The following is an 18,604-nucleotide window of genomic DNA, read 5'->3' on the forward strand; positions in this document are numbered from 1 at the left end:
AACAGGCGCCCGCACCGGCTCACAACGGCTGGACGAACTCGATCTGAACACCGCGCGTGTCGACCGGGTTGACGAAGTTGCACAGGAAATCGCCCGCGCCCTTGACCGGTTCGGGTTCGAGCATGCGCAGGCCCCGTTCCGCGCACCATGCCATCGTCGCGCGAAGATCCTCCACCTGATAGGCGAAATGGTGGACGCCGCCCGCACCCTTGTTGAACTTCGCCAGCACGCTGCCCTCGTCGGGCACGACCAGCTCGATCACCGCGCCCGCCGCCGCCCGCGTGAAGATGCACCAGCAGCCCCACAGATCGACCCGGCCGCGGTAGCTTTCGACCAGCCCCATTTTGCCCATGAACGCCTCCGCATCCTCAAGATCGGGCGCGATGATGCCGACATGGTGGAGCGTATAGGCTTCGAACATGGTCAGTTCGCCTTGGTCGGGGGTGGGGCGGGGGGCAGGAAGTGCAGCTCTCCGGCCTGCTCCAGCGCGGCCAGCCGCTTGGCGATCCAGCGCGACATGCGGCCGGTGCCGATCTGGTTGAAGTGCGCATAGTCCGAATAGTTGCGGTGATCGTCGGCGAGGAGGTCGCCGCTCATGATGAAGCCGTGCGCGCGGTAGAAGGGCAGATCGGTGATCGCGAAGTGATGCCCGTAGATCGGCAGATAGACGAAGCCGACCGCAACGCCGTGCCGCTTCGCCAGTTCGGCGGATTTACGGGTGTAATGGCGCTCGATCACATATTCGTAGTCGCGGTAGCGCTGGCCGAGGAACACCGGCGTGCGCACCGCGATCTTGCCCGCGGCCTGCACCGCCAGTGTGTCGGCCGGGTGCACCGTATCGCGGTCGACCCACTTGCCCGCCATCGAGGGGTGGCTGGTGGTCGTGTCGTGATCGGTGCCCCAGTACAGCTTCGGATCGAACGTGCGGCGCACCCCGAAAAGCGCGGGCGCCTGCGTCTGGAGGAACATGCTGACCTGACGAAACGGCAGGAACACGAGGTTGCCGAAATATTCGGGATTGAGGATCAGCGGCGCGCGCACCACGTCGCCGGTGTCCGCGACATAGCGGAACATGCGGTGTCCGGTGCGCGAGCTGTGCTCGATCATCGAATAGAGGATCAGCTTCACCTCGGGATGCGTGGCGATCAACTCGCGGGTCAGCTCGTAATGGAGGTCGCGTCCGTCGAGTGGCAGCGACAGATTGACGACATGAACCGGCTGGCCGAGCCGCGCCGTGAGGATCCGCTCGACCTGCGGAGCGCTGATGCCGATTTCGGTACGCGATGCACCGATGATGGCGATGTCGATCGGCGTATGGTCGTAATGCAGCCGCTCGTAGATCCAGGTGCCCGGCTGCCACGAATTGGTAAGCTGCTGGTAGCGGATGTAGCGGTCGTGCGGCAGCGCGGTCGCCGCGACGCAGACGCCCAAGAACGCGAGCACGAACAGCACCAGCAGCCCGCGCGCAGGCGGTTGCGCCGCCAGCGTCTCGTCCATGCCGTTGCTCGCCTGCATGCCGGCCACCGTCAGAAGTTGAAGTAGATGAAGTTGGTGGTGCCGCGCATCATGCACACGAACCCGACGAACAGCAGCGCGGCGGAGGCGACCACCCACGCGGGGCTCAGCCGCCAGGTGACGGCGATGCGCGGCGCGTCGATCTTGCGCCACTTCGCCCAATCGAACACCGGCTCGTATCGGCTCATGATCTCCTGCGTATTGGGCGCGGCATACACCACGACATAGGTGAGCAGCACGATCGCGATGCCCCCCCCGATGCCGCCCGGCCACGCCGCCGCGACGCCGGCCAGACCGCCGCCACCGCCCAGCCCGATCATCCCCGCATACATCGTCCCCGCCGCCGCCACCGTGGGCGAGCGGAACATCACCTCCGCCACCACGAAGGCGATCAGCATCGCCGCTTGCGACAGCATCACCGTCCAGGCCGGCGGCGGACCTTTACGGGCCTTGCGCGCCTTGCGGCGCAGCATCCGCCAATATTCGTTCACCGCCATGTAGATGCCCTGCATCACGCCGAACAGGATGAAGGTCCAGCCGGCACCGTGCCACACGCCGATGACGATCATCGACAGCATCGTCGGCAGCGCGATCGACAGCAGGAACGAGGCGGTCCGGCCCTGCGCATGATCCGCCGAGAAGCGCGCGAGCGGGATCGACAGCGGCTGGAAGATATAGCTCTGAGCCCAGCGGCTGAGTGTAACATGCCAGCGCCGCCACAGCTCGATGATGCTGCCGGCACGCAGCGGCGAGTGGAAGTTGAGCGGCAGCACGATGCCGAAGGTACGCGCCGCGCCGATCGCCATGTCCGAATAGCCGGCGAAATCGAAATAGATCTGCGCGGTATAGGCGAAGGCGGCGATCCAGCCGGCGGCGAAGCCGGGCGCGGTGCCGGTGGCGGCATGGTCGAACACCGGCGTCGCCAGCGTCGCGAGCGAATCGGCGATCGCGGTCTTCTTGAACAGCCCGATCGCGAAGATGGTGATGCCGATCAGCACATGCGACGACGCCGCGCCCGGCGCGGGCCGGCGCAACTGCGGCACCAGTTCCTCATAGCGGACGATCGGCCCGGCGAGCAGTTGCGGGAAGAACAGCACGAACGAGGCGTAATCGAGCGCGCTTTTCATCACGAAGCGGCCACGTGCGAGATCGATCAGGAAGCCGACCTGCTGGAAGGTGAAGAACGAGATGCCGAGCGGCAGCGCGATATGCTTGACCGCCATGTCGAGCCCGAACAGCCCGTTCGCGCCGATGATCGCGGCGCTGGCATATTTGAAGTAGAACAGCAGGGAGAGGTTGAACGCGATGCCGAGCACGAGCGCCGCGCGGCGGGTCGGGCTTTCAGGCGCGGCGCGGCTGATGATGCGCGCGGCGAGAAAGTTCGCCACCACAGACAGCAGCAGCAACAGCAGAAACTTTTTCCCACCGATCGCATAAAACACCAACGTCGCCGCGATCAGGAAAGGCTGGCGGGTGCGCTGCGACCGCGCGAACACCAGATGGTAGAGCAACAGCGCCGCCGGCAAGAACAGCAACAGAAATTCTGCCGAGTTGAACAGCATCGCGTGCTTCGCTCGCCTTGTCGCCGGTGATGTCGCTACCCGCCCTGTGCAGGCCCCCGCCCAACCCGTGCGGCGGCGCAGCGCGAATGTCCAGCGGGATTAGACTGGCGCGGTCGAACCTTACGCATTTGTCATGCTGCGTCTGCTTGCTTGGGGTCCCGCTGCCCCTATAGTCCGCGCCAAGCGTGTGGCGGGAGACAATTCGATGATCGATGAAATCGTGCAGTCGTCCGCCATGCGGATCTTCGACAGCGTCGTCGCGATCTGGCCCGAACACACCCGCTTTCTTGAGAAGAGCTTCGCCGGGCGCAGCGAGGCTGTGCAGGCGGTCGCCGAGCGGCTCGGCGACGCGATCCTGAAGCTGGCGGACGGCGAGGGCGGGCTTGCCACGCTGGCGGCGGATTACCGCTTCTTCTGCGAGGAGATCATGCTGCCCGAGGAAGTCCACTTCCGCCGCAACGAGACCTACCGGCTTAGCCGGTTCGAGGATGCCGTCGCCGAATGTTACTCGAACGGGCCGTTCATGGATCGCTACATGAACGGGCTGCTGCTGTCCGACGTATTGTGGTCGAACCATGCCGAGACGTTCGCCTATTTCGTGAACGAGGTTCTGCCGCGACTGCCCGAGGGTGCCAAGCATCTCGAGGTCGGCCCGGGGCATGGCCTGCTGCTCTACTTCGCCGCCGCCTCGGGTCGCCTGTCGAAGATCGCCGGCTGGGACGTCAGCCCGACCAGCATCGACAAGACCCGCGACGCGCTCGCGCGGCTGGGCGTAACCGCGCCGGTCGATCTGATGGTGCAGGACGTGTTCACCGTCGGCGCGCCGGGGGAAGGCGATGCGTTCGACAGCATCGTGATGAGTGAGATCCTCGAACATCTCGAACAGCCGCTCGAAGCGCTACGATCGGTCGCGCGCTGGCTCGCGCCGGGTGGCCTCGCGTGGATCAACGTCCCCGCCAACAGCCCCGCGCCCGACCACATCTTCCTGTTCGAAGGGCTCGACCATGCGCAGGCGCTGGTGCGCGAGGCGGGGCTGGAGGTGATCCACGCCGCCGCCTTCCCGATGTCGGGCACCACGCTCGCCCGGGCGGAGAAGCACAAGCTGTCGATCAACTGCTCGGTGTTGGCGCGCCGCCCGGCTTAGGGCTCAAAGCCCGTCGATCATCTCCGCCAGCACGTATAGGCTGGCATGCGCGAGGCGCTTGCATCGCTCGGGGGACCAGCCGAATTCGGCGTCGGCATTGGCGTCATGGTCCTTGAACGGCATCTCCAGCGTCATCGCCACCGCGCCGAAGCGGTTGGCGATCTGGTTGGTCGACATGGTAAGGTTGGCCTTGCCGGGCGCGGACTTGCCATAGCCCAGCTCCATCTGGAAATCGGGCGTGTGCGCGGACAGGCGCTTCTGGAAATCGTAGAACTTCGCGCCTTGTGCATCGGTCCAGTTGGGGATGCCCTCGAACCCGGCGATGAAATTGGCCGGAATCGATTCGTCGCCGTGCACGTCCATCGCGAAGGCGACGCCGGTCGCATCCATCGCACGCAGCACGCACAGCACCTCGGGGCTCTTTTCCGGGGTCGGCGCGTGCCATTCGCGGTTGAGGTTCACCCCCGCCGCATTGGTGCGCAGATGCCCGCGGAAACTGCCGTCGGGGTTCATGTTGGGGACGAGGTGGAAGGTCGCCTTTGCGCGCAGCGCTTGCGCCACCGGATCGGCGGTATCGGTGAGCCGTTCGAGCGCACCCTCCATCCACCATTCCGCCATCGTCTCGCCGGGATGCTGGCGCGCGTAGAGCCACACCGGCTTGGGGCCGTCGCCGACGGTGAGGCAATCCATCGCGCGCCCGTCGAGCGTCTGGCCGAGCTCGCGGTGCGTCACGCCAGGCTCTGCCGCCATGCGCGCGATCAGCGCGTCGTGGCGGTCCATCGTATAGGGCGCGAAATAGGCGAACCAGACGAGATCGTCCTCGCCGGTCGAGCCGAACTCCAGCGCGCCGCCCTCGTAGCGCGTGGGAGCGAGCCGCCACGTCTCGCGGTCGGTGCTCATCCGCACGCTGTAGCCCGGCCAGCCCGGCGGATAGGCCGAGCCGGCGGCGTTGACGATCCGGTAGGTGAGGGCGCGACCTTTCGCGCCCGCCACCCGGAAGTGGAACCACTGGTAGAAATCGCTCTGCGCGTCGGTGACGATTTCCAGCGTGACGACATCGCCGTCGATCCCGACGACACGGATGTTGCCGCTGTCGAACGCGGCGTTGATGCTGATGCTCATCGCACCGTGATAGTGCGCCCGGACACGCCCGGATAGTCCTTGAACAAGGCGCTCGCCAGCTTGTGCGCGGCCATGTCGGCCTGTGCGGCGGCGGCCGTCTCGGGCGCAGCGGTGCGCGCGCGGCCTTCCCAGATCACGCTGCCGTCGCTGCGGCGTTTGATCTGCACCGACAGTTCGGTGAGGATGACGTAGCGCTGCTTGGGCTTGCCGATCGGGAACGAGATGCCCCCGCCGAGGCCCACGCCGCCGCCGCCGCCGCGCCGCCCGCCACCAGTGAAGCCGCCGCCGCCAAGGCCAAGCGAGACGCCCGAGCGCTGCGCCGGGCCATCCGCTTCGGTGGTGCGCGTGAAGCCGACCACGGCGAGGAACTGGCCCACGTCGTTCGCCGCCGGCGCGCCATAACCGTAGCGCATCAGCTCGGTCTGCACCGCTGCGGCATAGGTCTTGAACTCGAGGCTGGCGGGCGATCCGCCCGGTGCCGGCTCGACCGCGAGCGTGCCCGTCACCATCGGCGCACCGAGGTGGAAGCGCGTCACCTGCACCGGCCCGCCCGTCGTCGTCGCGCATCCGGCCAGCGCCAGCGCGGGGAATGCCATCGCCACTGCAAACAACGCCTTCATCTTCGTGCTTCCTTGTTTTCGCGCGCTCGCTACCGTGGTGGAACGCTCGCGCCGGTCGATCGTATCCCGCTTGGGCGCGAGGGATGTGTCGGCATTATGTCGGCAGGCGGAGATTTTTCAAAGGCCCGCGACCTTGACTTGGGCCATGCGCGACTATAGGCGAGCGCCTCTTTTCACGAACCCCTTTACCAAGAAGCGAATCGATCATGAAGATCCGCAATTCCCTGAAGTCGCTCAAGGACCGGCATCGCGACAACCGCGTGATCCGCCGTCGTGGCCGCACGTACATCATCAACAAGACCAACCGCCGCTTCAAGGCCCGTCAGGGCTGATTGCGACGGGAGTGCCGTCTGTCGTTATCTTCGACGTCGGCAATGTCCTGTTCGATTGGAACCCCCGGTTCCTCTACGAGCGCCTGATCCTTGACGATCGGGCGCTCGATGCGTTCCTGCGCGATGTCGCGACCAAGGAGTGGCATTTCCAGCATGATGCGGGACGCCCCTTCGCCGAGACTTCGGCGGAGCTGAGCGCGTCGTATCCGCAGCATGCCGATCTGATCGCCGCCTGGGGCCCGCGCTTCATCGAGCAGCTCGGCGATATGCTGCCGGGCATGCGCGCGCTTGTCGGGGATCTCGATGCGCGCGGCGTGCCGCTTTATGCGATCACCAATTTCTCGGGCGAATTCTGGCCGCCATTCCGCGACCGGGAAGCGGCAGTGTTCGATCGCTTCCGCGACATCGTCGTCTCGGGCGACGAACTGCTGACCAAGCCCGATCCCGCGATCTACCACCTCGCGCTCGATCGCTTCGGCATCGCCGCCGCAGACGCGGTGTTCATCGACGACCGTGCCGACAATGTCGCAGCCGCCGACGCGGTCGGCATCCACGGCGTGCTGTTCACCGATGCGGAAGCCTTGCGAACCGATCTGGTCCGGCTGGGCCTGCTGTAACCGCACCCTGTGCGCCGGGCGGAGGCGCGTTACTTCGCCTCGTCTGCTTCGACCGCCAGCGCGATCGCGTCGATCTCGCGCAGCATCGCCACGAACGCTGCCACCCGCTCGGCATCAAAGTCACCGAAGATCCGCCGTTCCAGCTCCAGTGCCTTGGGCGCGACCTGCTCGTACAATACCTGGCCGGAGGCGGTCAGCCGCAGCAGGTGCGAGCGGCGATCGCCGGCGTTGGGCACGCGCTCGACCAGCCCGCGTTCGACCAATGCGATCGCGGCGCGGCTGACCGTCACCTTGTCCATCCGCGTCTTGCCGCCGATCGCCTGCTGGGTGATGCCGTCGCTTTCCGCGATCACCGCGACGAGTCGCCATTCGGGGATCGTCAGCCCGAACAGCGCCTGATAGGCGCGCGCGATCCGGTCGCTCACCAGATTCGAGGTGAACGACAGGCGGAACGGCAGGAATGCGTCGAGTTTCAGCGCAGGCTCGGTCATCGCGCCAGCCTATGGCCCGCGCGCGTCCGGTTCAAGCGCCGGGCAGCCGCGCCTTGGGGAAGCCGGCCCATGCCGCGTCGTAATCGGGCTGGGCATGCTCCAGCGCGAACGCGGTCGGGCGATACGGCCAGCAACTTTCGACCATGAACGCCATCGTGCCCTCAATTTTCCGCGGGGCGAGGGCGGCCTCGCTGGCGGCGCGCCAACTCGCCACGTCGGGGCCGTGCCCGGCCATGAGGTTGTGGAGCGACAGCCCGCCCGGCGCGAAGCCCTCGGCCTTGGCATCATAGGCACCGGTGATGAGCCCCATCGCCTCGGACATGACGTTGCGGTGGAACCACGGCGGGCGGAACGTATCCTCCGCCACCATCCAGCGTGGCGGGAAGATGACGAGGTCGGCATTCGCGCGCCCGGCCACATCTGAAGGCGAGGTGAGCAACGTGAAGATCGAGGGGTCGGGATGGTCGAAGCTGACGCTGCCGATCGTGTTGAACCGCGCGAGATCGTACCGCCAGGGCGCGAGGTTGCCGTGCCACGCCACCACGTCGAGCGGGCTGTGGTCGAGGGTCGTCGTCCACAAGCTGCCGAGCGATTTCTGCACCAGTTCGAACGGCCTATCGACATCCTCGAACCACGCGACCGGCGTCTCGAAATCGCGCGGATTGGCGAGCCCGTTGGCGCCGATCGGGCCGAGATCGGGCAGGCGGAACAGCGCACCGTGGTTCTCGGCGATATAGCCGCTCGCCGCGCCATCGGGCAGCAAAGCGCGGAACCGCACGCCGCGCGGCACGAGCGTGATCTCGCCGGGCGCGACGTCGATCCGGCCGAGTTCGGTCAGCAGCGTGAGCCGGCCCGATTGCGGCAGGAACAGCAACTCACCATCGGCATCGACGAAGGCGCGGTCGGTCATGTCGCGATTGGCGGCGTAGAGGTGCACCGCGACGCCCTCCAGATCGGCGGGATCGCGGTTGGCGAGCATCGTGGTGATGCCGTCGATCAGGTCGGTCGGCTCGGTCGGGGCGGGGGTTGGCGACCAGCGGAGGCGATTGGGGGCGAGTGGTTCGGCGCTGGTGCCGGGAGCGAAGCGCGGCGCGCCTTGGTAGCGCACATAAGGCGGATGCTCGGCGGAAGGGCGCAGCCGGTAGAGCCAGCTCCGCCGGTTCTCATGGCGGGGCGCGGTGAAGGCGGTTCCCGAGAGTTGTTCCGCATACAGACCGAACGCAGGCCGCTGCGGCGAGTTGCGCCCGACCGGCAGCGCGCCGGGCACCGCCTCGGTGGCGAAATGGTTGCCGAAGCCGGTGTGGTATTCGCTCATGCGTCCTTCCTCTCACGCTGCCCGTCGGACTCGGCAAAGCCGAGCCCTATCGGCTGGCCTTGCCGCGCCGGCCGGGCGCGCTCCGACGCATTCGCGCCGGCATCAGGTGGATGCTTTACGCATCCACCGTCACCACGCCGCGCCGGATCTGATCCAGCTCGATCGACTCGTACAGCGCCTGGAAGTTGCCGTTGCCGAAGCCCTGATTGCCCTTGCGCTGGATGATCTCGAAGAAGATCGGCCCGAACATGTTCTCGGTGAAGATCTGGAGCAGCAGCCCCTCCGTCTCGACATCGCCGTCGATCAGGATGCGGTTCTGCTTGAGCCGCGCGAGATCCTCGCCGTGACCCGGCACGCGCTTGTCGACCAGTTCGTAATAGGTCTCGATCGTATCCTGCAACCGCACGCCGCGCGCCCGCAGCGCCTCGACCGTCGCGAAGATATCGCCGGTGGTCAGCGCGAGATGCTGGATGCCTTCGCCATTATATTCGCGGATGAACTCCTCGATCTGGCTCTTGTCGTCCTGGCTCTCGTTGAGCGGAATGCGGATCGCCTTGTCGGGCGCGATCATCGCTTGGCTGAACAGACCCGTAGCCTGCCCCTTGATGTCGAAGAACTTCTGTTCCTCGAAGCCGAACAGCGTGCGGTAGAACTCGCTCCACACCCGCATTTGGCCACGCCGGACGTTGTGGGTGAGGTGATCGAGCAGGTCGAGCCCGACGCTGTTCGCCGCTTCCTTTTCGCGCCAGCCGGGCAACTCAGCCCAGTCGGCGTAGAGATCAATGCCGTCCTTGATGAAGTACAGGTACGATCCGCCGATGCCCTGGATGACGGTATCGTCTTCTTCCGTAGGCTTGGCGCCGTTGGCGAGCGCCCACTCCATCGCCTTGGCGGGATCGGCGACGCGAAACGCCATCGCGCTCGCCGAGGGGCCATGCTCGCCACGGAAGGCGGCGACGCGGCCCGCCTCGTCGCGGTTGATCATCAGGTTGATCCGGCCCTGCTTGTAGCGGGTGATGTTCTTGCTCGGGTGGCGATGGGTGGCCGTGAAGCCGAGCTGTTCGAACAGCTTCCCCATGCCCGCCGGATCGGGCGAGGTGAACTCGACGAACTCGAAGCCGTTGAGGCCGAGCGGGTTTTGATTGGCATCCTGTTCCATGCGCACGAAGATACGTCGCCGGCGATATGGTGTCAAATGCAACTATATCGGTCTGCCGAGCTCAATCGTCACCCCAGCGCAAGCTGGGGTCTCTTTGGGCGGGCGGTGCGGCCGCCGCTGGGAGATTCCAGCTTACGCTGGGATGACGCGGGAGGCTTAGGCCGAGCGTCGCGCCTGCCGCACCACGTTGCGCGCGCCGCCGACGATCCGTGACAGGATCAGCTCGTCCAACCCCGCATAGCCCAGCCCGAGATGCTCCGGCCGCACGCTCGCCGTCGCGATCAGTCCGAGCGCGCCGGTGCGCAAACCCGTCCGTCCGACTCGCGCCCAGCGCCGCGCGGTCTCCCAGCGGAGCAGCTTGCGGCTGGCGGCATCGGGGCGGCGCGTCTCGATGAAATGCGCCTGCAACCGCACCAGCGCATCGCCGAGCCGCTTCAACGTCGCGCGGTCGGGCACCGGCTGCTGCCCCATCACATAGTGGACGAGCAACGCCGCGACGTCCTCCGCCTCCTCGCCGAGATGGTCGCGGTGCGCATCGGCCAGCACCGACACCGAACAGGCGCGCAACTCCTCGACACGGCGCTGCGACAGGCTGCCATGCGTGCGGCGGTAGGTCATCAACTCCGCGTCGAGCCGCGCGATCGTGCCGAACCGCGCGATGCGGTGGTAGAGGTCGTAATCCTCCGCGCAGATCAGCTCGGGCCGCATGAAGATGTCGAGCCGGCGCGCCGCGTCCGCGCGCATCATCACCGACGACCAGACCAACGGATTCTCGATCTTGAGCAGCCACTCGATGACGCTCGGCGTGGTCGCGGCCGCAAGCGTCGGCGGCACGATCGCACCGTCCTCGAGGATGTTGGCGGCGGTGCCGAGCAGCACCGTATCGGGGTGCGCATCGAGATAGGCGACCTGCCGCGCGAACCGCTCCGGGTGGCACAGATCGTCATGGTCGAGCGCGGCGACATACCGCCCGCGCGCGTGCGCAAACGCGGTATTGCGCGCGCGCACGACGCCCTGATTGACCGGCGATTCGATGATGCGGATGCGCGGATCGCCAATCGCCTTCAGCACGGCGACGCCATCGTCGGTCGAGCAATCGTCCACCACGATCAGCTCGAAATCGCCGAACGTCTGCGCCTGAAGCGTGGCGATCGTCTCCCCGACCAACGCCGCACCATTGTAAAGTGCCATCAGCACGCTGATCGTCGGGGCAGGAGAGGGCGTCGGCATGCGCGTGCTTATCGGGCGGGGGGTGCTAAGAAGCGGTTACGGGGGTGAGAGCCGCTAAGGGAAGGCAACATCCTAAACCCCCGGCTAGTAAGCGTTTGGCGGACGACCGGGCAGACGGCAGAGGTGCTCGAACGCTGCGATTGTCCCAGGATCGTCCGACCCATGGCTTAGAAAGTCAACGTCGAGCTCACGAGATACAAATCTGTCGCTCCATCCCATACTTTTCACTCGTTGCAGGAATAGCGCAAAGGCTGAAGCGTCAGGCGCAGTCCAGACGAAAGCGCCATCACCTCGCAAACGAAGCGGGTATGCCCATTCTTCGAGTAAAGTCAGGGTCGGCTGCACTCCGGCGTTTATAGCCATACGTCTCGCAGGGTGTACTTCTACGGTAAACTGCGGCCCACCTTCAGCGATGGACTGGCACACGGCGGCGATCCGGTCACCCTTTGAAGAAACCGTTCTAAGGTAATACCCACCCGTTGTCGCCAAGATGCTAAAAACATCAAAACGCCGATGGCTTTGCCGGGCGTTTATCCGCGACGACGGCCATGCGACCAACGTGAGCGCCGCCGCCACAACTAAAGACGTTCTCATGTGATCCTCTCCGCTTACGCACGCTACTCGGCTGCCGCACTTTCGCAAGTAGGCGCAATCTGCCAGCCAAGCCGTTCGTACCAAGCTTATTCGGAGCGCAAGCCTTTTAGTCTATGTGCAGCGGGCTCGAAAGAGTGCCTAAACCTTGATCAAGTGAATTGCATCGGCAACACCGGCGCGACATAGCCGGCAAGCTCCAGCACCCAATCGCTACCCCCGTCCGCGCGCTCGCCGGTCTTGGTGAAGCCGAGCTTTTCGAAATGCCCCTTCACCATCGCGTTCTTTGAGGTCGGGATATAGCGCCCCACCAGCCGCACCGCGCCCGCCGCGCGCGCCGCCTCGGCTACGTGGGCGAGCACCGCTTCCTCCACCCGCCGGCCAAGCACGCGGCAGCTCATCAGCCACGTCTCGCACACCCACTCCTCAGCCCCTCGCGCGAACACCAGCACCGAGATCATGCCGTTGTCGCCGAACCGGTCGGCGAGGCGCACCTGCATGGTGAAGCGCGTCGGATCGGTGGCGAGCGCGGCGATCTCGGCCTCGGTGTAGCGGCGCGTCGTCAGGTTGAACTGGTTCGATTTGTTGGCGAGCTGCGCGATGCGGGCGCGGCCGGCCTCGTCGAAGGGGCGGATCGTGCAGACCATCTCGAGCGAGGCGTGATAGTCGGCGAGGTTGCTCACCCCGGTCAGCGCGGCCGCGCGTTCGGCATTGGCGCTGTACATGGCGGCGCGGCCGCGATCCTCGTCGCCGAACGACACCGCTTCGAAATAGCCGGCTTGCCCCAGGATGCGCACGAAATCGGCCGGGTTGCTGCCGACTTCGGGCACCGCCACCTCGGGCAGTTCCTGACGGATCTGCGCACGCTCGGCGGGATTGTCGTCGAGGAACACGAGTGCATCGGTGCCGATGTTGAGCGTCGCCGCGATCTGGCGCAGGTTCGACGCCTTGTCGGTCCAGTTGGCGAGGAACACCGCGATATGCTCTTCCTTGAGCAGCATCTCGCTGTGTCCGCCATTGGGCCCGGCAAAGGGCAGGCGGGCGGCGGCATCCTCGTTCTTCGAACACACCGCCAGCACCACGCCGCGCGCGCGCAGATCGAGCGCGAACGCCTGCACCGCGAGATGCGCCTCGCCGGTGCCCGAGCCTTGCCCGAGCAGGATGCCGTCGATCCCGTCGTCGCCGATGATGCCGCCCCACAGCGTATTGTCGAGATCGAGCACCAGGCATTTGCGCGCCAGCCCCCGGAACGCGGCGAGAAGGCTGCCGAGCCGGTCGGCGTACAGCGGCACCGCATCGAGCGCGAAGGGCAGCTTGGCGTCGTGCCACAGCCGCGCGTCATGCCATTGCGCATAGCCGACCGTGGCGGCGAGGAAGGCGGTGTCGAGCAGCAGGTCGCCGCTGCCGGCCACGCTGGCGCGGAGCCGCGTGTTGAAGCTGTCGATCAGCCAGCGCACCGATCCGGCGAGTTGCCCGTCGAAGCTGCCGAACAGGCTCTCGACCGACGGCACGAGCGTCTGCACGATCATCGGCGCACCGGCATGATCGCGTCCGCCGGCACGCAAAGCGCCGACATAGTCCATCGCCTGTGCGACGATCGCTTCCGCCTCGGCGGGATCGAGGCAGGGGCGGGCGAGGCCGAGCGCGGCGGGATCGAGCGCGAGCAGGATCGCGTCGGGCCGGCTCGCTGCAAGCGTGGAGGCGGGATCGAGCAGGTGCTGCGCGGCCTGCCCGTAATCGGCAAGCTCGACGCTCAGCAGCAGCCCGTGGCGTAAAGCCGCGGCGGGGAGGGCGTAGGCGATCCCTTTGGCGGTATGTGTGGCGACGATCGCCAGCCGCAGCGGGCGCAGTCCGGCGCCCGACAGATCGTCGGCGCGCGCGGTGACGACGCGGCTCGCCTGTTCGAGCTGGGTCGCGTCGAGCGCCCCCTGGACGAGCGCACGCAGCGCGACTGGATCGATCCGCTCGGCGCTGCGGATCGCCTTGAGGCGTGCGCGGAAATCCTCGGGTGCGGGCAGCAGCCAGGGCAGCGCGAACGGATCGCTCATGCGCCCGCGCTCAGGCGACGTGGGTGGCGATGCTGTCGACCAGATCGCCGACCTTCGAGAAGCCCTCGATCTCGGCACTGGAGAAACGGAAGCCGAAGCGCTTTTCGACCGCGACGATGAAGCGGATGTGGCTCAGGCTGTCCCACTCCTCGATATCGTCGGCGGAGAGGCTGTCGGCATAGTCGAGGTCGTCGAGGTCGAACACGTCGCACATGATTTCGGTGACGACGCCGGTGATCTCTTCGCGGTTCATCTGGTCTTCCCGTTGCAAGCTCGCTCGCCGCTCTGGCGCAGTTCGCGCCGCGAGGCAACGGGCGGCGGGGCGGTTCAGAACGCGTTGCGGTGGAGCAGCACGCGGAAGGTCATCGCGATGATGAGCAGGTCGCGCCAGATCGACCAGGTGTCGAGATATTCGAGATCCGCCTGCAAGCGGTTACGCAGATCCGACTCATACACGGTCTCGCCGCGATAGCCGCGCACCTGCGCAAGACCCGTCAGCCCCGGCTTGGCGGCGTGGCGATGCCAGTAGCGCGTATCGACTTCCCAGAACAATTTGTCGGCGGCGCGGCTGCCGAGCGCGTGCGGGCGGGGGCCGACGATGCTCATGTCGCCCTTCAGCACGTTCAGAAGCTGCGGCAGTTCGTCCATCGAGGTGCGGCGGATGAACTTGCCGACACGCGTCACGCGATCGTCGTCGCGCGACACCGAACGGTGCCCGGCGGCGTCGGTCTCGAGCACGCGCATGCTGCGGAACTTCAGCATCTTGAACATCTGGTTGCCGCGGCCGATCCGGGTCTGCTTGAAGAACACCGGGCCGGGGCTGTCGAGCTTCACCGCGATCGCGATCACCGCGAGGATCGGCAGCAGCGCGAGCAGGGCGCCCGCCGCCATCGCGAAATCGAACCCGCGCTTCATCACGCGGTCGAACAGCCCGAGCGGACCGTTGGCGATGACGATGGTCGGCTCGCTGCCGTGGTTGCCCATGCCGAGGGGCGCGAGATCGCGCAGTTCGGGCGCGACGATCTCGCTCTGGATGTTGGCGCCTTTCAGCGCGTGCGCCCAGGCGGTGCGCCGCTCGGGGCTGCACGCCACCACCACCCGGTCCGCGCTTTCGAGCGATTTGGCGAGCCGGTCGTACATCACCGGATCATGCTGTTCGGGGTCGAAGAACGCCTCGGGCGCGATCACCACCGAGAAATTGCCCGGCGGCACCGGTTGATCGCCCTCGCAGATCAGGATCACGCTGAACGGGTTGCCGCCGATGATCGACACCATGTGCTTCACGAACACGTAGCGCGCCGCCATCATCGCCAGGATGGCGAGGATCGCGCCGACCGTGACGAGCAGGCGCGGGAACCCTTCGGAGGCGCGGATGCAGAACGCGACGAAGATCACCGCGCTGATCGCGACGACCAGCGCCTGCACGCCCTTGGCGATCGCACGGAACGGGTCCTGGAGATTGGCCGAGGCATAGGCTTGCGCGTTGAGCGCGGTGATGAGGTACATCGGCAGCAACACCGCCAGCAGCACCAGCCACCCTTTGTCGCGCCCGAAATGCCCGTGCAACACGGCAGCGGCAAGGAACGCGGCGATGATGCACGCGAAGTCGAGCAGCACCAGGCTGCTGAACGCGCGAATCCGCAGCGCAGAGGCGCGGGGGCGCCAGGATGTCTTGCCGGGGGACGTCATGGAATCAGAATGCCCCGAACCTTGCGACCAGTCGGACCGTCCGAGTTCGAAGTTCATGATCGCATCCTACGCTGTGAGTCAAAGGTAGCGCGCCCATAAAAGTAGAGTAATCGGTCCGGCTTATAAAGCGGATTTTGCATTGCAGCATAAAATTACGGGCGGTTATCCCGTCGCACGTCGTGGTCCGCGCCGCACCGGGAGAATGATCCGCTTCCGTCGCAATGTCGCTCGACAGGATGCGGAACGACAGGATCGCGCCTGAACCAGGGCTTCAGGCGGGTTGGTGGAGCCTGTCGGCAGATGCCCGCACACACCGGCGCGTTTCACTGGCGCGCGGGGCCCGCCCGGCGTGTCCGACGCGCCGCGCCATGACGGCGGCGGCGCGCACGCGTGACGGCCGATACGCCCGCACGTATCGCGTGCCGGACTCTCCATCGCATTTTCCCCTTCGGCCCGATCGGCCAGGTTCCCCCCTCAACCTTCGCGAGAACGGAATGTTGCGCGCAGATGGCACATCAGGGCCGGAAAGCGCAATATTCGTGACGGGGGCGATGCGGCGTAGAGCGGCACCGGCGCGGCCATCTGTGCCGCACCGGGACCGGTCGCGCGTGTAGCGGGTGTCGCGTGCGCCCTCAGCCGGCGAGGCGCAGCAGTTCCGGCTTTCCCTTGGGCGCGGGCTGATCGGGCCAGATGCCGCGCGTGTCGTACACCTGCTTGTCGGCACGCTCGTCGAGCGGGACCGATTTGAACACGTCGTGATCGACCAGCACGATCATGATGCCGCAGCTTTCGATTGCCGAATCGATATCGATCAGCTTCGCGCCGGTGCCGATGAACGCTGCGGGGAGCGCGGTGGTATAGGGCTCGACCACGGCGATGCGGCTGCCGAACCGTCGCGCGAGGTCGGCCGAGACTTTCAGCGCGGGGCTCTCGCGGAAATCGTCGATATTGGCCTTGAAGGCGAGGCCGAGGCAGGCGACGCGCGCGCCGGGCTGCGCCTCGATCATCGCGGCGGCGCGAGCGACGACATAGTCGATCTTGGCGTCGTTCACTTCGCGTGCGGTGCGGATCAGCGGCGAATTGGCGGGGTCGGCATGGACGAGGAACCACGGATCGACCGCGATGCAATGCCCGCCGACGCCGGGGCCGGGCGACAGGATGTTGACGCGCGGATGGCGGTTGGCGAGGCGGATCACCTCCCACACATCGACCTCCATCGTGTCGGCAAGGCGGCTGAGTTCATTGGCAAAGGCGATATTGACGTCGCGGAACGCGTTCTCGGTCAGCTTGGTCATCTCCGCCGCGCGGCTGGTGGTGGTGACGCACGCCCCACGCACGAACCGGCGATAGAAGCTGAGCGCTTTCCGCGCGCAGCGCGGCGTGATGCCGCCGATCACGCGGTCGTTGTCGATCAGCTCGACCAGGATGCGGCCCGGCAACACGCGCTCCGGGCAATAGGCGATGGCGATATCGGCCGCTTCCCCGGTCTTGCCAGGCACCTTGAGGTCGGGGCGGAGCTGCGCGAGCAGATCGCGCACCTTCTCGGTGGTGCCGACCGGCGAGGTCGATTCGAGGATCACCACGTCGCCCGCCTTGAGCACCGCCGCGATGGTGGTGGCGGCGCGCAGCACGTAGCCGATGTTGGGGGCGTGATCGTCCGCGAACGGGGTCGGCACCGCGATCACGAACACGTCGGCGGGTTCGATCAGCGTTGCGGCGCGCAGGTTTCCACGCGCGACCACGCCAGAAACGAGGCCGTCGAGATCGACCTCCTCGATATGCACCTTGCCCGAATTGACCGTCTCGACGACATGTTCGGACACGTCGATGCCGAGCACCTTGGCGCCGGTGCGTGCGATCACCGCAGCGGTGGGCAGACCGATATAGCCGAGGCCGACGACGACGACCTTGAGTTCAGCATCCGAAACCATCAGCGACGATCCTTGCTATCCTTGCGGACGCATGGCCGTCGCCGAACGGATTGTGGGCGCGGGCCATGGCCGTGTACGCGCCCTTGTCGTCCAGGAGGGTTGATATTTCGGAAACGATGCGGTCGGAATCCGTCCCGATCAGCTTGGCGGTGCCGGCTTTGACACCCTCGGGGCGTTCGGTCGTCTCGCGCATGACGAGAACCGGCTTGGCGAGCGCGGGGGCTTCCTCCTGCACGCCGCCCGAATCGGTTAGCGCGATCTCACACATCGACAGCGCGCGGATGAAATGCGGGTAATCGAGCGGCTCGATGCGGGCGACGTTCGGCCGGTCGCCGAGCATCGCGTCCATCACTGAAACGACGTTGGGATTGGGGTGGACCGGGAACAGCACGGCGGTGTCCGGGCGGTCGGCGATGCGGCCGATCGCGCGCGCGATGCTCTCCATCCCGCCGCCGAAATTCTCGCGCCGGTGGGTGGTGACGAGGATCAGCCGCTTGCCGGCGAAGCGCGCGGCGATATCGTCCAGCCCGGCGGCGAGCGACGGGTCCGCCGCCAGCTTGGCGCGGGTCGCGTGAAGCGCGTCGATCACGGTGTTGCCGGTGACGTGGATCGTGGCGGCTGCGATGTTCTCGCGGCGCAGGGCGTCCGCCGCGGTCTCGGTCGGCGCGAAATGCTGATCGGCGATCGGCGCGACGATGCGGCGGTTCACCTCCTCGGGCCAGGGCTGGTAGATGTCGCCCGAGCGCAGGCCCGCCTCGACATGGCTGACCGGCACCTTGCGATAATAGGCGGCGAGCGCGCCGACCATTGCGGTGGCGGTATCGCCCTGCACGATCACGCGGTCGGGCTTCTTGGTGTCCATCACGTCGCCAAGGCCGGTGAGCAACCGCGCCGTCAGCCGATCGAGCGACTGGCCCGGCTCCATCAGGTCGAGGTCGATATCCGGGGTCAGTCCGGCGATCTCCAGCACCTGATCGAGCAGCCCGCGATGCTGCGCGGTGACGCAAGTGCGCACGCTGAGGCCGGGCACCCCCTTCAGCGCGGCGACGACGGGGAACAGTTTGATCGCCTCCGGCCGGGTGCCGAAAATGACGAGGACGGTGCGAGGCGCGGTGTGCATGACGTATCCCTGCCCAAACTGGTGTTAAGGTCCGGCTAACTGACCGCGCGTGACGAAGTTTTCATGACGAATCCGGCCGCGACGGGCGTATCTGTTGCCAGCGTAGCGACTCATCATC

The 18,604-nt window shown here is 66.5% G+C and carries 17 protein-coding genes; 3 read left to right on the top strand and 14 right to left on the bottom strand.

Annotated elements, in window-relative coordinates:
* Positions 1–19: 19 nt before the first annotated feature.
* The 3 genes from AC3ANX_RS06790 to AC3ANX_RS06800 are packed head-to-tail and all read right to left on the bottom strand — an operon-like array spanning position 20 to position 3,077.
* Entirely contained in the window at positions 20–421 is a 402-nt protein-coding gene (locus tag AC3ANX_RS06790; RefSeq protein ID WP_488336238.1) for a VOC family protein, read from the bottom strand.
* Between the two features lie 2 nt (positions 422–423).
* The gene (locus tag AC3ANX_RS06795; RefSeq protein ID WP_488336239.1) at positions 424–1,515 is read right to left on the bottom strand and encodes a hypothetical protein; all 1,092 of its coding nucleotides are present in this window, start codon (positions 1,513–1,515) and stop codon (positions 424–426) included.
* Positions 1,516–1,526: 11 nt separating this feature from the next.
* Positions 1,527–3,077: an MBOAT family O-acyltransferase gene (locus tag AC3ANX_RS06800; protein ID WP_488336240.1), complete on the bottom strand. Its 1,551-nt coding sequence runs from the start codon at positions 3,075–3,077 to the stop codon at positions 1,527–1,529.
* Positions 3,078–3,282: 205 nt separating this feature from the next.
* Here AC3ANX_RS06800 and AC3ANX_RS06805 point away from each other — a divergent pair, with 205 nt between their 5' ends.
* Positions 3,283–4,221: a class I SAM-dependent methyltransferase gene (locus AC3ANX_RS06805; protein WP_488336241.1), complete on the top strand. Its 939-nt coding sequence runs from the start codon at positions 3,283–3,285 to the stop codon at positions 4,219–4,221.
* A gap of 3 nt (positions 4,222–4,224) precedes the next feature.
* Here AC3ANX_RS06805 and AC3ANX_RS06810 read toward each other — a convergent pair whose 3' ends face one another.
* Positions 4,225–5,343 (bottom strand): M14 family metallopeptidase, encoded by a 1,119-nt coding sequence (locus tag AC3ANX_RS06810; protein ID WP_488336242.1) that lies wholly within the window; start codon positions 5,341–5,343, stop codon positions 4,225–4,227.
* Positions 5,340–5,963 carry a DUF4136 domain-containing protein gene (locus AC3ANX_RS06815; protein WP_488336243.1) on the bottom strand — a complete coding sequence of 208 codons (624 nt, stop codon included), beginning with the start codon at positions 5,961–5,963 and terminating at the stop codon, positions 5,340–5,342. The genes AC3ANX_RS06810 and AC3ANX_RS06815 overlap by 4 nt, the downstream gene beginning before the upstream one ends.
* A gap of 206 nt (positions 5,964–6,169) precedes the next feature.
* Here AC3ANX_RS06815 and ykgO point away from each other — a divergent pair, with 206 nt between their 5' ends.
* Together ykgO and AC3ANX_RS06825 are read left to right on the top strand one after the other, a co-directional pair.
* Positions 6,170–6,295 (top strand): type B 50S ribosomal protein L36, encoded by a 126-nt coding sequence (ykgO, locus tag AC3ANX_RS06820; RefSeq protein ID WP_069205031.1) that lies wholly within the window; start codon positions 6,170–6,172, stop codon positions 6,293–6,295.
* An 11-nt stretch (positions 6,296–6,306) separates the two neighbouring features.
* Complete coding sequence (locus AC3ANX_RS06825; RefSeq protein WP_488336244.1) at positions 6,307–6,912, top strand: HAD-IA family hydrolase; 606 nt, start codon at positions 6,307–6,309, stop codon at positions 6,910–6,912.
* 29 nt (positions 6,913–6,941) lie between these two features.
* Here the strand turns inward: AC3ANX_RS06825 and AC3ANX_RS06830 are convergent, their stop codons facing one another.
* The 9 genes from AC3ANX_RS06830 to wecB all read right to left on the bottom strand — a co-directional run bounded on the left by AC3ANX_RS06830 (position 6,942) and on the right by wecB (position 18,486).
* On the bottom strand, positions 6,942–7,403 hold the full coding sequence (locus AC3ANX_RS06830) for a MarR family winged helix-turn-helix transcriptional regulator (protein WP_488336245.1): 462 nt from the start codon (positions 7,401–7,403) through the stop codon (positions 6,942–6,944).
* Positions 7,404–7,434: 31 nt separating this feature from the next.
* The gene (gene hmgA, locus AC3ANX_RS06835; RefSeq protein WP_488336246.1) at positions 7,435–8,718 is read right to left on the bottom strand and encodes a homogentisate 1,2-dioxygenase; all 1,284 of its coding nucleotides are present in this window, start codon (positions 8,716–8,718) and stop codon (positions 7,435–7,437) included.
* A gap of 115 nt (positions 8,719–8,833) precedes the next feature.
* A complete protein-coding gene (gene hppD, locus AC3ANX_RS06840) occupies positions 8,834–9,877 on the bottom strand; it encodes a 4-hydroxyphenylpyruvate dioxygenase (protein ID WP_488336900.1) in 1,044 nt (347 codons plus the stop codon).
* A gap of 156 nt (positions 9,878–10,033) precedes the next feature.
* Positions 10,034–11,107, bottom strand: a complete 1,074-nt coding sequence (locus tag AC3ANX_RS06845; protein ID WP_488336247.1) for a glycosyltransferase family 2 protein — start codon at positions 11,105–11,107, stop codon at positions 10,034–10,036.
* Between the two features lie 743 nt (positions 11,108–11,850).
* A complete protein-coding gene (locus AC3ANX_RS06850; protein ID WP_488336248.1) occupies positions 11,851–13,746 on the bottom strand; it encodes an HAD-IIIC family phosphatase in 1,896 nt (631 codons plus the stop codon).
* A gap of 10 nt (positions 13,747–13,756) precedes the next feature.
* Complete coding sequence (locus AC3ANX_RS06855; RefSeq protein ID WP_488336249.1) at positions 13,757–13,999, bottom strand: acyl carrier protein; 243 nt, start codon at positions 13,997–13,999, stop codon at positions 13,757–13,759.
* A gap of 74 nt (positions 14,000–14,073) precedes the next feature.
* A complete protein-coding gene (locus AC3ANX_RS06860) occupies positions 14,074–15,492 on the bottom strand; it encodes a sugar transferase (protein ID WP_488336250.1) in 1,419 nt (472 codons plus the stop codon).
* A gap of 575 nt (positions 15,493–16,067) precedes the next feature.
* Complete coding sequence (wecC, locus tag AC3ANX_RS06865) at positions 16,068–17,366, bottom strand: UDP-N-acetyl-D-mannosamine dehydrogenase (RefSeq protein ID WP_488336251.1); 1,299 nt, start codon at positions 17,364–17,366, stop codon at positions 16,068–16,070.
* Entirely contained in the window at positions 17,350–18,486 is a 1,137-nt protein-coding gene (gene wecB, locus AC3ANX_RS06870; RefSeq protein ID WP_488336252.1) for a non-hydrolyzing UDP-N-acetylglucosamine 2-epimerase, read from the bottom strand. Before wecB ends, wecC begins: the two co-directional genes overlap by 17 nt.
* Positions 18,487–18,604: the final 118 nt, after the last annotated feature.

The sequence above is a fragment of the Sphingomonas sp. BRN-1R genome, from assembly GCF_057748035.1.

Coding starts and splice junctions, on each gene's coding strand:
- AC3ANX_RS06790 (WP_488336238.1), bottom strand. CDS start 421: ATGTTCGAAGCCTATACGCTCCACCATGTCGGCATCATCGCGCCCGAT.
- AC3ANX_RS06795 (WP_488336239.1), bottom strand. CDS start 1,515: ATGCAGGCGAGCAACGGCATGGACGAGACGCTGGCGGCGCAACCGCCT.
- AC3ANX_RS06800 (WP_488336240.1), bottom strand. CDS start 3,077: ATGCTGTTCAACTCGGCAGAATTTCTGTTGCTGTTCTTGCCGGCGGCG.
- AC3ANX_RS06805 (WP_488336241.1), top strand. CDS start 3,283: ATGATCGATGAAATCGTGCAGTCGTCCGCCATGCGGATCTTCGACAGC.
- AC3ANX_RS06810 (WP_488336242.1), bottom strand. CDS start 5,343: ATGAGCATCAGCATCAACGCCGCGTTCGACAGCGGCAACATCCGTGTC.
- AC3ANX_RS06815 (WP_488336243.1), bottom strand. CDS start 5,963: ATGAAGGCGTTGTTTGCAGTGGCGATGGCATTCCCCGCGCTGGCGCTG.
- ykgO (WP_069205031.1), top strand. CDS start 6,170: ATGAAGATCCGCAATTCCCTGAAGTCGCTCAAGGACCGGCATCGCGAC.
- AC3ANX_RS06830 (WP_488336245.1), bottom strand. CDS start 7,403: ATGACCGAGCCTGCGCTGAAACTCGACGCATTCCTGCCGTTCCGCCTG.
- hmgA (WP_488336246.1), bottom strand. CDS start 8,718: ATGAGCGAATACCACACCGGCTTCGGCAACCATTTCGCCACCGAGGCG.
- hppD (WP_488336900.1), bottom strand. CDS start 9,877: ATGGAACAGGATGCCAATCAAAACCCGCTCGGCCTCAACGGCTTCGAG.
- AC3ANX_RS06845 (WP_488336247.1), bottom strand. CDS start 11,107: ATGCCGACGCCCTCTCCTGCCCCGACGATCAGCGTGCTGATGGCACTT.
- AC3ANX_RS06850 (WP_488336248.1), bottom strand. CDS start 13,746: ATGAGCGATCCGTTCGCGCTGCCCTGGCTGCTGCCCGCACCCGAGGAT.
- AC3ANX_RS06855 (WP_488336249.1), bottom strand. CDS start 13,999: ATGAACCGCGAAGAGATCACCGGCGTCGTCACCGAAATCATGTGCGAC.
- AC3ANX_RS06860 (WP_488336250.1), bottom strand. CDS start 15,492: ATGAACTTCGAACTCGGACGGTCCGACTGGTCGCAAGGTTCGGGGCAT.
- wecC (WP_488336251.1), bottom strand. CDS start 17,366: ATGGTTTCGGATGCTGAACTCAAGGTCGTCGTCGTCGGCCTCGGCTAT.
- wecB (WP_488336252.1), bottom strand. CDS start 18,486: ATGCACACCGCGCCTCGCACCGTCCTCGTCATTTTCGGCACCCGGCCG.